15 protein-coding genes are annotated in these 15,286 nt (G+C 63.2%); 2 read left to right on the top strand and 13 right to left on the bottom strand.

The annotated features are described in order from the left end of the window. The first annotated feature begins 4 nt into the window (after positions 1-4). Positions 5-421, top strand: a complete 417-nt coding sequence (locus tag HS961_RS22345) for a GtrA family protein (RefSeq protein WP_412101669.1) — start codon at positions 5-7, stop codon at positions 419-421. A 5-nt stretch (positions 422-426) separates the two neighbouring features. Next, positions 427-1,239, top strand: coding sequence for a ChbG/HpnK family deacetylase (locus tag HS961_RS22350; protein ID WP_182325610.1), 813 nt, complete (start codon positions 427-429; stop codon positions 1,237-1,239). Positions 1,240-1,246: 7 nt separating this feature from the next. Here the strand turns inward: HS961_RS22350 and HS961_RS22355 are convergent, their stop codons facing one another. From HS961_RS22355 to HS961_RS22415, 13 genes are all read right to left on the bottom strand, one after another. Further along, positions 1,247-2,029 carry an enoyl-CoA hydratase gene (locus HS961_RS22355; protein WP_182325611.1) on the bottom strand — a complete coding sequence of 261 codons (783 nt, stop codon included), beginning with the start codon at positions 2,027-2,029 and terminating at the stop codon, positions 1,247-1,249. Positions 2,030-2,121: 92 nt separating this feature from the next. After that, complete coding sequence (locus HS961_RS22360; protein ID WP_182325612.1) at positions 2,122-2,964, bottom strand: thioesterase family protein; 843 nt, start codon at positions 2,962-2,964, stop codon at positions 2,122-2,124. 164 nt (positions 2,965-3,128) lie between these two features. Further along, entirely contained in the window at positions 3,129-4,328 is a 1,200-nt protein-coding gene (locus HS961_RS22365; RefSeq protein WP_182325613.1) for an acetyl-CoA C-acyltransferase, read from the bottom strand. A 5-nt stretch (positions 4,329-4,333) separates the two neighbouring features. Next, on the bottom strand, positions 4,334-4,786 hold the full coding sequence (locus HS961_RS22370) for an endonuclease domain-containing protein (RefSeq protein ID WP_182325614.1): 453 nt from the start codon (positions 4,784-4,786) through the stop codon (positions 4,334-4,336). An 8-nt stretch (positions 4,787-4,794) separates the two neighbouring features. Further along, on the bottom strand, positions 4,795-7,203 hold the full coding sequence (locus HS961_RS22375) for a 3-hydroxyacyl-CoA dehydrogenase/enoyl-CoA hydratase family protein (protein WP_182325615.1): 2,409 nt from the start codon (positions 7,201-7,203) through the stop codon (positions 4,795-4,797). 68 nt (positions 7,204-7,271) lie between these two features. Next, a complete protein-coding gene (locus HS961_RS22380; protein ID WP_182328388.1) occupies positions 7,272-7,694 on the bottom strand; it encodes a DUF2147 domain-containing protein in 423 nt (140 codons plus the stop codon). A gap of 66 nt (positions 7,695-7,760) precedes the next feature. Then, a complete protein-coding gene (locus HS961_RS22385) occupies positions 7,761-9,563 on the bottom strand; it encodes an acyl-CoA dehydrogenase C-terminal domain-containing protein (RefSeq protein WP_182325616.1) in 1,803 nt (600 codons plus the stop codon). Between the two features lie 20 nt (positions 9,564-9,583). After that, the gene (locus tag HS961_RS22390) at positions 9,584-10,339 is read right to left on the bottom strand and encodes a TetR/AcrR family transcriptional regulator (RefSeq protein ID WP_182325617.1); all 756 of its coding nucleotides are present in this window, start codon (positions 10,337-10,339) and stop codon (positions 9,584-9,586) included. Positions 10,340-10,513: 174 nt separating this feature from the next. After that, positions 10,514-11,194 carry a nucleoid occlusion factor SlmA gene (gene slmA / locus HS961_RS22395; RefSeq protein WP_182325618.1) on the bottom strand — a complete coding sequence of 227 codons (681 nt, stop codon included), beginning with the start codon at positions 11,192-11,194 and terminating at the stop codon, positions 10,514-10,516. Between the two features lie 200 nt (positions 11,195-11,394). Then, positions 11,395-12,288 (bottom strand): acetylglutamate kinase, encoded by an 894-nt coding sequence (gene argB / locus HS961_RS22400; protein WP_133855766.1) that lies wholly within the window; start codon positions 12,286-12,288, stop codon positions 11,395-11,397. A 73-nt stretch (positions 12,289-12,361) separates the two neighbouring features. Next, positions 12,362-13,462: a glycosyltransferase family 4 protein gene (locus HS961_RS22405; RefSeq protein WP_182325619.1), complete on the bottom strand. Its 1,101-nt coding sequence runs from the start codon at positions 13,460-13,462 to the stop codon at positions 12,362-12,364. Continuing rightward, positions 13,462-14,253, bottom strand: a complete 792-nt coding sequence (locus HS961_RS22410) for a glycosyl transferase (protein WP_238347709.1) — start codon at positions 14,251-14,253, stop codon at positions 13,462-13,464. Before HS961_RS22410 ends, HS961_RS22405 begins: the two co-directional genes overlap by 1 nt. A gap of 65 nt (positions 14,254-14,318) precedes the next feature. Then, positions 14,319-15,224: a glycosyltransferase family 2 protein gene (locus HS961_RS22415; RefSeq protein ID WP_182325620.1), complete on the bottom strand. Its 906-nt coding sequence runs from the start codon at positions 15,222-15,224 to the stop codon at positions 14,319-14,321. Positions 15,225-15,286: the final 62 nt, after the last annotated feature.

The following is a 15,286-nucleotide window of genomic DNA, read 5'->3' on the forward strand; positions in this document are numbered from 1 at the left end:
CTTGCTGATCCCTGCTGTGGCCGAGCGCCTGCGCAGACTGCCGCAAGGTCTGCAGTTCATCGCCGTGGGCGGCTCAGCCGCTGCCACGCATTTGATGGTGGTGCTGCTGCTGGTGGGCGGCGCAGGCATGGCGCCGTTGCTGGCCAATGTGCTGGCTTTTCTGGTCGCCTTTGTCGTCAGCTACAGCGGCCACGCCTGGCTGACCTTTGCCGATAAAAAGGCGCCGCATGCCCAGGCGTTGCCGCGCTTCTTTCTGGTCGCCTGCAGCTCCTTCGCCCTCAATGAACTGCTGTACTACCTGGCCCTGCACCAGCTGCACTGGCACTATGCCTGGAGCCTGGTCGCGGTGCTGGTGGTCGTGGCGGTATTCACCTTTGTCGCAGCCAAGTGCTGGGCCTTTGCCCATGCTGCGCCGCACTGAGCACCATGAAGAACATCACCCTCTGCGCCGATGATTTCGCGCTGCACCCGGCGGTTGATGCCGCCGTGCTGGAGCTGGCAGCACTGGGCCGCCTGTCTGCTACCAGCTGCATGACCACGGCCCCGGGCTGGCGCAATGCGGCGCGGGCCTTGCCCGCAGTGCGTGGCCAGCTGGACCTGGGCCTGCATTTCAACCTGACCGAAGGCCATGGCGTGGCGCCCGATACCGCCATCACGCGCATTCTCAGCCAGGCCTATTCCGCCCGGCTGTCTGCCGCTGCGCTGCGCGACGCCTGGCGCCGCCAGCTCGATGCCTTTGAGGATGCGCTGGGCATGCCGCCCGTCTATGTGGATGGCCACCAGCATGTGCACCAGCTGCCCGGCGTGCGCAAAGCGATGCTGGCCGAGCTCAGCGCCCGCTATGGCGCGGCCGCCCGGCAGATCTGGATCCGCTCCACCGCCCCCGCAGGCGCTTTGCGCTGGCAGGCCAAATCGGCCACGATTGCGCTCCTGGGTGGCTACCGCTTGAGCCACCAGCTGCAGCGCCAGCAATGGGCAACGAACCAGGGCTTTGCGGGAGTCTATGGTTTTGATGCGCCGACGGAGGCCGCCTATGGCGACCTGATGGCGCAATGGCTGGCTGAATGCCAAGACGGCAGCCTCTTGATGTGCCACCCGGCACAAACGCCAATGCCGGAGGACGCGATTGGTCAGCAACGCCCGGTGGAATGGGCCTATCTGCGCTCGCCAGCGTTTGGCGAGCTGCTGGCAGCGCAGGGCTGCCGCATTGGCAAGCTGGCGCCTGCCAAGGGCGCCTGAACAGCGCTTACAGACCGCTGAAGTTGGGCTTGCGCTTTTCCATAAAGGCCTGCATTGCCTCCTTGGCAGCGGGCTGCTGCAGCAGATCGGCAAATACACGGCCTTCTTCGGCGATGCGCGACTGCACGGCGGCCATCTGGCCGCTCTTGAGCAGGCGCTTGCTGGCCATCAAGGATGCCAGCGGCTTGGCCGCCAGTTTGGCGGCTTGCGCCTGGGCAATGGTGTTGCATTCGGTCGGTGGCACCACGCGGTTGACCAGCCCCACTTCCAATGCCGCCTCGGCCATAAAGGGGTCGCCGAGCAGCAAGGCCTCGGAGGCACGCTGGTGGCCCATCAGCTGGGGCAGCAGCAGGCTGGATGCGCCTTCAGGGCAAAAGCCCAGGTTCACGAAAGGCAAGGAGAACATCGCGTTGTCACCGGCGTAGACCAGATCGCAGTGCAGCAGCATCGTCGTGCCAATGCCCACGGCCGGGCCGCAGACGGCCGCAACGATGGGCTTGGGGAAGGTCGCCAGCGCCTGCAGAAACTGGAACGGCGGCGCATTCTCATCGGGCTTGGGGCCGTGGAGAAAATCGCCCAGGTCGTTGCCAGCGGTGAACACCGAGGCATCGCCCTGGAACAGCACCACGCGCACCTCGGTGCTGCCGGCAGCCTGCTCCAGAATGCCTGCCAAGGCCAGGTACATCGCGCCGGTCAGCGAGTTCTTCTTAGCCACCCGGTTGAAGGTGATGGTGCAGATGCCCGCTTCGGCCAGCACCCGGATATCGTCGCAGGAGGATTGGATCGTCATAACAGTCTCTCAAAAAAGGGGTCGGTGCGGGCCCAGGCCTTTGCTAGGGCGCGCAGCGAAGACGCTGGCATGCTAACCGGATTTGGCGCGCTTTATTCCTTGTAGTAGACCAGCTGGTGGCTGGTGGCCAGCAAAACGCCTTGGGGTGACCAGATCTGCGCGGTCTGGTCAAAAAAACCATCTCTGAAGCCCTGGCCTTGCGCCTGCGCCAACACGGGCTGGGTACCGACCGCGGTCAATTGCTCGGCACTGGCATGCACATAGACCGTTAGGGACACGGTGCCCACCGGCACGCGCTTGGCGCGCCGCAACCAGATGCGGGGAAAGAACACATCGCACAGGGAGGTCAGCGCCGGCACATCCAGCGGGCGCGGCGGCTCATCGCTGACCCACATGCGGGTGAGGCTGGGGCTGGTCGCGCCATCCCACTCCGTCGGGTAGCCCCCCAGCAGCGGGCGGATGCTGTAGCGGTTCAGCCATTCCACGCGGAAGTCAGTGGTATAGCGCTCCACCGCATTGGCGGGTGGCACTTCGGGCATGGCGTATTCATCGTCCGACCACGTATCACGCGCCAGTGCCGTCATCGCCGTCGCCGTGGTCGTCGTGGACCACTGGCCTTGCGCATCCTGCTCGCGCAGGGTGATGATCCAGTGCTGGGTGCTGCGGTTGGTGCGGGCCGGGATGGCTTCGATCACATAAGGTCGCTCGCCCACGGCACCCGCGTAGTTCACGGTAATCGCCACCAGCTCCCCCAGGCGCTGCGGATGCTGCAGCACGGCCTGGGCCACTTGGGCAGCTGTGATACCGCCATACGGCCCGACCATGTTCCAGTAGTCCTTACTGGCCTGCGCGGCGTACTGGTTTTGACCTGCGGGCTCCAGCGCCATGGCACGGTCAAAGGCGTGGGGTTCGCTGTGGGTGGAGAGTTCACTCATTCGGACATCTTTCGCAGAAATTTTTGAATCCACTGAAAATGCCATATTCCCGTACCAAGCCTTTCAAGACCGGTATTGCAGTTGCATTTTCTGCCACCCAACAGTAACAGGCCACGGTATCTGCTGCAGCCTTGTGGGCGACAGATGCCGTGGCCTGCGACGGTTTATACGCGCTCCAAAATACCGGCCACGCCCTGCCCCATGCCCACGCACATGGTCACCATGCCGTACTTGAGCTTGTTGCGCTGCAGCGCATGCACGACGGTAGCGGCGCGGATGGCGCCGGTGGCGCCCAGCGGGTGGCCCAATGCAATCGCGCCGCCCATGGGGTTGACCTTGGCGGGGTCCATGCCCAGCTGCTGCATGACGGCCAGCGACTGCGCGGCAAAGGCCTCGTTCAGCTCAATCCAGTCCATGTCCTGCAAGGACAGTCCGGCATGGCGCAGGGCGACCGGGATCGCCTCAATCGGGCCGATACCCATGATTTCGGGCGGCACGCCCTTGCTGGCATAGCCGACAAAGCGCGCCAGCGGCGTCAGGTTAAAGCGCTTGAGCGCCGCCTCGCTCACCACAAGCAGCGCACCGGCGCCATCACTGGTCTGCGAGCTGTTGCCGGCAGTGACCGAGCCGCGCGCTGCAAACACGGTGCGCAGCTTGGCCAGGCCTTCGATCGACGTGTCAGGGCGTGGGCCTTCATCAAGGCTGATGGTGCGCGAGCTGCTCACCGCCTCGCCCCGGCCGATATCTACGCTCCGGTCGGTCACGGTGATGGGCGTGATCTCGTCGGAAAAATAGCCCGCCTGCTGCGCCGCCAGCGCACGCTGGTGTGATTGCAGTGCAAAGGCATCCTGGGCATCGCGGCTGACCTTCCAGCGCTGGGCGACTTTCTCTGCCGTCAGGCCCATGCCGTAGGCAATGCCGACATCGCCTTCGCGCTCAAAGATGGACGGAGACAGCGACGGCGAGTTGCCCATCATCGGCACCATGCTCATGCTCTCGACACCGGCGGCGATCATCACATCGGCCTCCCCCACGCGGATGCGGTCGGCGGCCATCTGCAGCGCAGTCAGGCCTGATGCGCAGAAGCGGTTGACTGTGACCCCGCCCACCCCCACCGGCAGTCCTGCCAGCACCGCACTGATACGCGCCACGTTCAAGCCCTGCTGGGCTTCGGGGATCGCGCAGCCGCAGACCACATCCTCAATCGCCTGCGGATCCAGCCCCGGCGCCTGCGCCAGCACGGCCTTCATCGTGGTGGCCAGCAGATCATCGGGCCGCATATTGCGCAGATAGCCTTTGTGCGACTTGCCAATCGGCGTGCGCGTCGCCGCAACGATGTAGGCGTCTTGAACTTGTTTACTCATGATGACTAATCCTCGGTGTTCACCTCCCTCTCCCGCAAGCGGGAGAGGGCCGGGGTGAGGGCCTGCAGCACATGCGCAAGCACCTCATTCGTTTGTTGTACAACCTCGTGGTTCCAAAACCGCAGCACCCGCAAGCCTTGCTGCTGCAACCAGGCACTGCGCTGTTCGTCATAGGCTTGCGCCTGCGGATCGGCATGCTGGCCGCCATCGATCTCAACCACCAAGTTGTGCTCCAGGCAGACAAAATCCAGGATGTACGGGCCTAGCGGATGCTGTCTGCGGAACTTGGCGCCTGCCAGTTGGCGGTTGCGAAGGTGGCGCCATAGGAGTTGTTCTGCAGTGGTGGGGGATTGGCGCAGGGCGCGTGCGTTTTGTACGGGCGCGCTGACAGCCGCCCTCACCCCTGCCCTCTCCCGCTTGCGGGAGAGGGGGTTGGAGAGGAGGGCGTTGTCTTGCATGCTGGGCCTCAGTTGCGGACGGGCTTTCCGGTGTTCAGCATGCCCAAAATGCGCTCCTGGGTTTTTTCCTTCACGATCAGGTCGGTGAAGGCCTTGCGCTCCAGCGCCATCAGGTACTCCTCATTCACCAAGGTGCCGGCATCCACATCGCCGCCGCAGACCACATCGGCCATGTGGCTGGCGATCAGCATGTCGTGCTCAGTGATGAAGCCGCCTTCGCGCATGTTGACCAAGGTGCTGCGCAAGGTGGCCGCGCCACTGCGGCCAGCAACGGGGAAGGGCTTGCGCTGGGGCGGGCGCCAGCCCGACTGCGCCATGGCCTTGGCCTGCGTCAGCGCCACAAACAGCAGCTCGTCGCGGTGCGACACGATGATGTCATCGGCTTGCAAGTAGCCAATGGCCTGCGACTCCAGCGCGCTGGTGCCCACGGTGGCCTTGGCCGCTGCGGTAAAGCCGTTGGCCAGGAAGGGCAGCAGATCCGTGCCGGTGGAGTACTGCGCATGGCGCGCGGCCCGGTAGGCCACATTGGTGAGGCCGCCGGCGCCGGGCACCAGGCCCACGCCCATTTCGACCAAGCCGATATAGCTCTCCATATGGGCGACGCGGCGTGCGCAGTGCAGCAGCAGTTCGCAACCACCGCCCAGCGCCATGCCATGTACAGCACCCACCACGGGGATCTGCGCATAGCGCAGCGACAAAAACAGCTGCTGCATCACCTGCTCGATCTGGTCGATGGCCATCGGGCCTTGCAGAGCAAAGGCAGGCATCATCGCTTGCAGATCGGCGCCCACGCTGAATGGCGCATCGCCCGACCAGACCACCAGCGCGTCGAAGTCCTTTTCTGCCAGCGCCAACGCGGTCTGCAGGTCTTCCATCACATCGGGGCTGATGGCATGCATCTTCGTCTTGATGCTGAAGACCAGCACCTGGTCATCCAGGGTCCAGCTGCGCGAGGCCTTGCTCTCGGCCAGGGTGCGGCCTGCCGTGCGCCAGTCCTGCGCGGGCTCGCTGGCCTCGCCCAGCACGCGTTCGGGGAAGAGCTGGCGCGCATAGACCGGCAGATCGCGGCGCGGCACAAAGCGTTTGTCTGCAGCGCTCCAGGAGCCCTGCGCGGTGTGTACACCGCCAGCCTCTGCGACGGGGCCTTCAAACACCCATTTCGGCAGCGGCTCGGTGCTGAGCGCCTTGCCCGCATCAATGTCTTCCTGCACCATCTTGGCCACCTGCAGCCATCCCGCTTCTTGCCACAGCTCAAACGGACCTTGCTGCATGCCAAAGCCCCAACGCATGGCCAGGTCCACATCGCGGGCATTGTCTGCAATGTCTTTCAAATGCACGGCGGCGTAATGGAAGCTGTTGCGCAAAATGGCCCAGAGGAACTGGCCTTGCGCGCCCTCGCTGTTGCGCAGCAGCTGCAGGCGCTCGCCAGCCGGCTTTTTCAGCATGCGGCTGTAGACGTCATTGCCCTTTTCACCCGAGGGCACATAGGCCTGGTGCTCGGGGTCAAAGCGCTCAATGCCCATCTTGGTCTTGCGGTAGAAGCCGGCCTTGGCCTTCTGGCCCAGCGCCCCATTGGCGATCAGCTGGGTCAGCACCGCGGGGGTCGTGTAGCTGGCGTAGAACGAATCCGTCTCTGCGCTCAGCTGGCTTTGCATCGTGGCGATCACATGGGCCAGGGTGTCCAGGCCCACCACATCGGCGGTGCGGAAGGTACCCGAGCTGGCGCGGCCCAGCTTTTTGCCGGTCAGGTCGTCGACCACGTCGTAGCTCAGGCCAAAGCGATCGGCCTCGGCGATGGTGGACAGCATGCCGGCGACGCCCACGCGGTTGGCCACGAAGTTGGGCGTGTCCTTGGCGCGGATGATGCCCTTGCCCAGCTGGCTGGTGGCAAAGCTTTCAAGCTGGTCCAGCACCTGGGGCTCGGTCGCCGCAGTCGGGATCAGCTCCACCAACTGCATATAGCGCGGTGGGTTGAAGAAGTGGATGCCGCAGAAGCGGTGGCGCAACTGCTCGGGCAGTGCCTCAGACAAGGCCGTGATCGACAAGCCCGAGGTGTTGGAAGCCAGAATCGCATGGGGCGCAACAAAGGGCGCGATCTGGTGGTAGAGGTCGCGCTTCCAGTCCATTCGCTCGGCAATCGCCTCGATCACCAGGTCGCAGTCTTTGAGCAACTCCAGGTGCTCCTCGTAATTGGCAGGCGTGATCAGGTCCGCTTCTGCCGCCACACCGAGCGGCGAGGGCTTGAGCTTTTTCAGGTTGGCAATGGCCTTCTGGGCAATCGCGCTTTTGGGGCCTTCTTTTGCCGGCAGGTCAAACAGCACCACCGGCACGCGCACATTGACGAGGTGGGCCGCAATCTGCGCCCCCATCACCCCGGCGCCGAGCACCGCCACTTTTTTCACCACAAATCGGGACATGGTTACTCCACTTTTGATAGCTGCCAGCGCTTTCCAACAGCGTGCTGGCAGCCAGATTTATTCAAAACCTATTCGACGCGCGACCAGGTCTGCGTGCGACCAAAGGGGCCGATCGATCCGCGCACATCGAGCTTGTTGCCGTTGTCCGCAGGCGTGAGCTTCAAGCTGTAGCTGCTGCCGTTTTCGGGGTCCAGGATCTTGCCGTCCTCCCACACCGCCTTGCCTTGCGCCTGCTTGGCCCCCCGGATGATCTCCAGCCCCACCAGCGGCTGGCCCTTGCGGTCATCGCTGCAGCGGTCGCAGACGGCCTGCGGATCAGCACCCTTGCGCAGCAGTTTTTCTACCTTGCCACTGAGCACCCCGCCGCTGTCGCTGATGCGCACCTCGGACTTGGGCTCACCACTTTTCTCATCAAAGGTGCGCCACAGGCCCACCGGCGACATCTCGGCGGCCAGCGCAGGCAGCGCCACCATCAAGCTGCCAGCCACCATTAGCAAAGGTTTCAGCAAGGTTTGCATCACGGTCTCCTTAGGTCTTATTCGGCAGCACTGCAGGCGTCAAGCCAACGCAGCGTCGGTGTTCATCAGCAGCTTGCTGCCGGTGCGCATGGTGCGCACACGCAGGCCCGCCTCGGGGAACAGGCGCGCAAAGTAAAAGCGCGCCGTCTGAAGCTTGCCTTCGTAGAAGGTCTTGTCGGCCACATCGCCCTCGGCCAGTGCGCGCAGCGCGGTTTGCGCCATGCGTGCCCACCAGTAGCCCATCACCAGGTGGCCCATCACGCAGAGGTAGTCGGTAGCGGCAGCGCCTACTTCATCGGGGTTCTGCAGCGCCTTCAGGCCCAGCTCGGTGGTGATGCCGGTCATCTGGCCGGCCAGCTGCGCCAGCGGGTTGATGAAGTCGGCCATGCGCTCGTTGACGCCCTCTTCCTCCACGAGGCCCTGCACCAGTTTGCCCAGCGCCTTCAGCGCCGCGCCCTGGTCGCCCAGCACCTTGCGGCCCAGCAGATCCAGCGCCTGGATGCCATTGGTGCCTTCGTAGATCATGTTGATGCGCGCATCGCGCACATACTGCTCCATGCCGGTCTCATGGATGTAGCCATGGCCGCCAAACACCTGCTGGCACAGGACGGTCACATCAAACCCCTTGTCCGTCAAAAACGCCTTGAGGATGGGGGTGAGCAAGGCCACCTGCGCAGCATTGGCCTTGCGCACGGCTTCATCGGGGTGGTTCAGCTCTTCATCGACCAGGGCCGAGGTGGCGACCATCATCGCGCGGCCGCCTTCGCTGTAGGCCTTGGCGGTCAGCAGCATGCGGCGCACATCGGGGTGCACGATGATCGGGTCGGCCGGCAAATCCTTGGCCTTGGTGCCCGACAGGCTGCGCATCTGCAGCCGGTCCTTGGCATAGGCCAGCGCGTTTTCATAAGCCACGGCCATCAAGCCCAGCGACTGGTTGGCAACGCCCAGGCGGGCCGCATTCATCATCACAAACATCGCCTGCAGGCCCTTGTTGGCCTGGCCGACCAGGGTGCCCACGGCGCCATCGATGGCGATCTGTGCGGTGGCATTGCCGTGGATGCCCATCTTGTGCTCCAGGCCCGAGCAGCTGATGGGGTTGCGCGCGCCCAGCGAGCCATCGGCATTGACGAGGAACTTGGGCACCAGGAACAGGCTGATGCCCTTGCTGCCCTTGGGCGCATCCGGCAGACGGGCCAGCACAAGGTGCAGGATGTTGTCGGTCATGTCGTGCTCGCCGGCGCTGATGAAGATCTTGTTGCCAGTGATCTTGTAGCTGCCGTCGGCCTGCGGTTCGGCCTTGGTGCGCAGCAGGCCCAGGTCGGTACCGCAATGGGGCTCGGTCAGGCACATGGTGCCCGTCCACTCGCCGCTGGTCAGCTTGGGCAGGTACTGCTTTTTCTGCTCGGCCGAGCCATAGACATGCAGTGCCTCATAGGCGCCGTGCGACAGGCCGGGGTACATGGCCCAGGCCTGGTTGGCGCTGTTGAGCATCTCGTACAGGCACTGGTTCAGCACAAAGGGCAGGCCTTGGCCGCCATAGGCGCTGTCGCAAGACAACGCTGCCCAGCCGCCTTCCACATACTTGGCATAGGCCTCTTTGAAGCCCTTGGGCGTCGTCACGCTCGAATCAGCCGGGTTGCGCGTACAGCCTTCGGCGTCGCCCGACAGGTTGAGCGGCTGCACCACCTCGACCGCGAACTTGCCGGCCTCTTCCAAAATCGCGTCCATGGTGCCGGTGTCCACCTCGGCATAGGCGGGCAATTGGGCAAAGCGGGCCGGCAGGTCCAGCACTTCTTGCATGAGGAACTGCATGTCGCGCAACGGTGGGGTGTACTGAGGCATGGAAAGTCCTTTGGAAAAAACTAGGAGGTGGAGACAGAAGTGGAAACGGGCGTGGCGGCAGCCGCATCGGGCTGGGCCGCCAGGCAAGGGGCGAGCGCGGCATCGATCAGTGCTGCCTCGCGCTCGGGATGGACCGCATAGCGCAGCAATATGCTGCGCAGCGCGGTGGCGGCATGCTGCAGCGCCTGCGGGCCATGGAGGAAACGGGTTTCGTAGTGCAGCGACAAGATGATGCCGTGCAGCTCAAACAGCACCTGGTCGGGCGCCACATCGGCACGCAGCTGTCCTTCGGCTTGCGACTGGGCAATCGCCCGGCGCATCGCATCCATCCAGATGCGCACCGATTCGGCCAGCGCATCGCGCACATCGCCGGGGCGGTCGTCAAACTCCACCGCGCCGCTGATGTAGAGACTGCCGTAGAGCCGGCTGGCATCATTGGGCTGGGCCGTGCTGCCCATCCAGCCGGTGGCCATGTGCAGCAAACGCGCCAGCCCGCGCGGCACCTGCAGCGCGGGTACAAAGATTTCGCGCTCAAAGCGCTCGTGGTATTCGCGCACTACCGAGCATTGCAGTTCCTCGCGTGAGCCAAAATGGGCAAATACGCCGGACTTGCTCATACCCATGGCCAAGGCCACCATGCCCAGCGACAAGCCATCGAGCCCTTCTTGCGCAGCCAGTGACAAGGCGGCGTCCACAATCGCAGCACGCGTTTGGGCACCTTTGGCCAGCTTGGCAATCTCGGCAGTGCCTGGGGTGGAAGCAAGGGGTTTGGTCATAAATCAAAAATAGCACGGTCGTTCTTTTTTTGATTCTTGCACAAACCCAGTGTGCTGCCAACGGCTGGTTTGCAAAGCAAGGGTAAACCACGGCACGGCTTGCCAGCCAGCGGCAACAAAAAAGCTGCTGACCCTGAGGGGTTCAGCAGCTTGTGCAGCAAGGCTGGAGAAGCCTCAGTGCGCCATCAGGGACAGGCAGCTGTCGAGCTGCTCGGTCGGCAGGCGACGGAAATCGGAGCGGGCAAAACGCTGCAGCCGGCCAATCAGGAACGACATCAGCACGCTGGAACGCACATTGGCATCCACCGTCGGCGTGGCCGATGCATCGCCACCGGGCACCACGCGCAGGCATTGGCGCAAGGTAGTTTCGATACGCTCAAAGAACTGCTGCATGCGTTGCTGCAGGCGGGGGTTCTCGGACTGCAGGGCGTCGCCCAGCATCACGCGCACCATGCCGGGGTTGCGCTCACCAAACTGCAGCACCATGGCCACCACGCGGTGGGCCTGGGCAATGCCCTGCTCCACGGTCTTGGCGGGGTCGGGCACATCGCGGCCGGTGATCTGCACAGCCAAGGTGTAGACGGACTGCTCGATGAACTCGATCAGGCCCTCGTACATCTGGGCCTTGCTGGCAAAGTGGCGGTACAGAGCCGCTTCGCTGATCGACATTTGCGCCGCCAGTGCGGCCGTGGTGATGCGGTCCGCGCCTGGCTGCTCCAGCATGGCAGCCAGCGTCTGCAGAATCTGGATTCGACGCTCTCCGGGTTTTGGACGTTTACGGGTAGGGGCCGGGTTAGCGGCTTCTAGCGGCGCATCGACCAGGTCGGCGGCGAAAGAAGATTCTTGATCAGACATGCGTTGAATATGAGGCTGCACCCGACGCAGTCTCCCAACACCGCCAGGTATTTTTTATTGATAAAAGTAAGGCACTCGCCTCACAGGTTGCCAGCGCAACCTTGGGCCCTCTGTAACATCTTACTGCAAAAGAACCGCAGAAAAATGATAAAAATCATGTGCATTACTAGATGCACAAATCAATTACGCAATCAAATGTATCAATAACTACGAATCATTGTTCCGTAGGCCGTGTCGGTCAGAATTTCGAGCAGCATCGCATGGGGTACGCGGCCATCGACAATATGCACGGCATTGACACCGCTCTTGGCGGCATCAATCGCGCCCGCCAATTTAGGCAGCATACCACCCGAGATGGTTCCGTCCTCAATCAGGTCATCGATCTGGCGCGAAGTCAATTCGGTCAGCAGCTGGCCTTGCTTGTCCAGCACACCGGGAATGTTGGTCAGCAGCATCAGCTTTTCCGCCTGCAGCACGGTGGCGAGCTTGCTGGCCACCACATCGGCGTTGATGTTGTAGCTCTCGTTGTTCTCACCAAAGCCAATCGGGCTCACCACAGGGATGAAGGCGTCATCCTGCAGCGCCTTGACCACGCTGGGGTCGATGGACAGGATGTCACCGACCTGGCCCACATCATGCTCGACCGATGGGTCCTTGTTGTCCTTGAGCTTGAGCTTTTGCGCGCGGATCAGGCCGCCATCGCGACCAGTCAGGCCCACGGCCTTGCCACCGGCCTGGTTGATCAGGCCCACGATATCTTGTTGCACTTCACCGGCCAGCACCCATTCCACCACTTCCATGGTCTCAGAGTCGGTCACGCGCATGCCCTGCACAAACTTGCCTTCCTTGCCCAGGCGCTTCAAAGCGTTTTCGATCTGCGGGCCACCGCCGTGTACCACCACAGGGTTGATGCCCACGAGCTTGAGCAGCACCACATCTTCGGCAAAGTCAGCCTGCAGTTCAGGGTCGGTCATCGCGTTGCCGCCGTACTTGATGACCATGGTCTTGCCATGGAACTTGCGGATGTAGGGCAGTGCCTGCGCCAGAATTTCAGCCTTGTCGCGCGGGGCAATGGAGAGAGAAGGAGTCGTCATGGTTGCAGGCCTTTACAGCAGCGGAGAAGATGCAAAACGCGCATTGTGCCCCAAAGTACCGCCTGCCTGCAGATCAGCGAATCCAGCCTGGCAGCTTGAAGCGCACGATCACCAGATAGGCAGCGACATAGGAGACACAGAACAGCGCGCAGAAACCGATCAGGATATAGGTGTTGCGCCAGAACAGGACGGCGGGCACCACGGTGAGCAAAGTGAACGCCCACAAATACGGAGCCGTCCGGTTATTGCGGCGCAGCATGCGGCGGGCAGCGTTTTCATCGAGCACGCTGCGCACGATACGGCGGTAGATCAGCTGGTGCAGGTGCAGCGCATCGGCCATGCCGGGGGAGTCGCCCCGCGCCAGCTTGCGGTAGATGGAAAACATCGTTTCCCACACGGGATAGATGAGCAGCAGCATCGGGAACCAGGGCGAGACGATGGGGTGGCGCTGCACCAGGGTGATGCTGCAAAAGGCGATGACGATGCCCCAGACATAGGCGCCGCCGTCGCCGGCAAACAGCTGGCCCATCGGGTAGTTCCAGAACATGAACCCCAAGGTGGCCGCCGCGGTGATCACCAGGATCGCCGCCAGCTCGCGGTCGCCCAGCTGCAGCGCCACATGGGTGAGCGCCGCGCAGATGATGACCGCCACCATGCCCGCCAGGCCGTTATAGCCGTCGATGATGTTGAAGGCATGGGGCAGGCCCGCGATGGCCAGCACGGCCAGCGCCATGCCCAGCCAGGGCGCGGCACTCAAGGCGGCATCCAGCCAGACGAGGCCCATGCGCGGCACCGTCATACCCAGCAGATAGACCGCCAGCAGGCCCGTCAGCAGGGTCAGCACCAGGCGGTAGCGCACGGTCATACGCTGGGTCATGTCCTCGGCAATGCCGCCCGCCACCGCCGGTAGCATGGCAATAAAAAAGAACAGTACCCACTGGTTCCAGTGCAGCGCATTGCCGTAGTAGCCCCACCAGTTCTGCAACCCGGCCACGCCGACCGTCAGCACCAGGCTGACAAACATGGCCAAACCACCCAGCCGGGGGATATTGCCCATATGGAAGCGCTGGGGCAAATCCTTGCCATAGCGTTTGGCATGGCCGCGCATACGGCGCACGATAAAACCCGCGCCGATCAGCGAACAGAGAAAAGCGACCACTGCCAGGAAAATCATTATTCAGTCATCGTGAGTGCTGCCGTGGGGGTGCGCCGGAGCAAGGCCCGGGCGCGCCAAAAAACTGCCGAGGTCCATAGCCGCAGCAAGCTGCGAATATGCCACAAAGCATGGCCGGCTCGGCGGTGGCTGGCCCGCTGGCCCGCATGCCCCACCACCGCATCGGCGCGTGCCAGGGTCCAGCCTGCCAGGCGCAAGCGCAGGCACAGCTCCACATCCTCGCAGTACATAAAGTAAGCGGTATTGAGCCCACCAATGCCCTGCCAAACGGGGCTGGGCAGCAGCCACATGGCACCATTGACCCATTCAGCCCGCGTCTCACGGCGCTTGACCGCATAGCGGCGCAGCAAGGACCAGGGGGTGGGCAGCTCCCGCTCGCTGTCCTGCAACTGGCCGTTTTCATCCACCTGCATCGGATAGGCCAAGCCAACGCCCTTGCGCTGCACCGCGCGCACCATGGCCGGGAAGGGGTTGCCGCCGCGCAGGTCCACATCCGGGTTGATGACGCAGACCAACGGCTCACTGGCATCGGCCAGCGCCGCATTGTGGTTGGCGGAAAAGCCTTGCGGCACGGTGTTGTGGCGCAGCTCCAGCACAAATGGCCAGCCGCCGGCAGGGGCCACAGGCGCGGGTTCGGGCAGGTTCAAGGTCAGCACTACGCGGCTGACACCGGCGCCGCCAGCGCCATGCGCAGCCAAGGCATTGAGCAGATGCTGCACCATCACTCCATGGCCGTGGCTAACGACGGACAGGGCAATGGGCGGGAGCGGGGAGGTGGGGCTGGCGGACATCAGCGGGCATTATCCATCAGCGGCCAGCACTGAAATCAGCCCGCCCAGCCCGTTGTAACAGCGCCTCAGTACAGGCGCAGCGCCAGCAGCACGCGCAGGATCAAGGTATCGACTTGGCTCATGCGCCAGTAATAGTGCTGTGCCGAGGCGCGCAGCGCCGTGATCCAGCTGCTGCGCGAGCGGATCAGCATGCGCAGCTGGCGGCGCTGGGCATCGGGCAGGCTGGGGCCATGCAGCCGGTCAAATTCGCTCAGTTGGTCGATCCAGCCCGGCCCAGCCTGGCGCAGCCGGCGCCAAAAGCGCTGCACGCGCGCCCATTGGCCCGCCAGCCCTTGCTTTTGCATGCCAATGGTGTTGCTGCCGTGCTGGCGGTAAAGGATATGGCTTTCGCTGTCAAACACCATCGTGCCAAAGGCCGATACCACCAGATAGGCCCACCAGTCATGCGCCAGGCAAAAGCCGGGGCGCTGGGACAGCAGGCGCTCGCGCGCCGCACTGTTGAGGGCAATCGTGCAACCGGTCGCTATGTTCTGCACCAGCGCATTGCCCCAACCGATGCAGCTGCGGTCGTAGTCAGGCGAGGGCCCGATGGGCTGCAGATCGCGGTCAACATACTGGGTGCGCGAGCAATACAGTGCGGCGCTCTGCTGACCGTCCAGCAGCGCCAGCGCCCGGCTTACCTTGCTGGGCAGCCAGACATCATCTTGGTCGCAGAAGAAATAGAAACCATAGCCAGTGCCCGCGCTTTGCAATAATTCGTAAAAACTAGCCACAAAACCAAGATTGCTGCCCGCTTGCACGCGAATCTGGGGATGGGCATCTGCATAGCGCTGGACAATGGCAAGGCTTTGGTCGCTGGAGCCGTCATCGCGCACCCAAATATCGCAAGCTGCATGGCTTTGCGCCAATAGGGAATCGAGCTGCGCAGGCAGAAACCGTTCGCCATTGAATGTAGACAATAGAATTGCCACACGATTTTGCTTGTCAGTCATTCATTGTTCACCTGCCTGTGCAGGCCTATCTCGGCAGAATT

Origin of the sequence: Comamonas piscis, from assembly GCF_014109725.1 — a bacterium.
Classification (GTDB): Bacteria; Pseudomonadota; Gammaproteobacteria; order Burkholderiales; family Burkholderiaceae_C; genus Comamonas; species Comamonas piscis.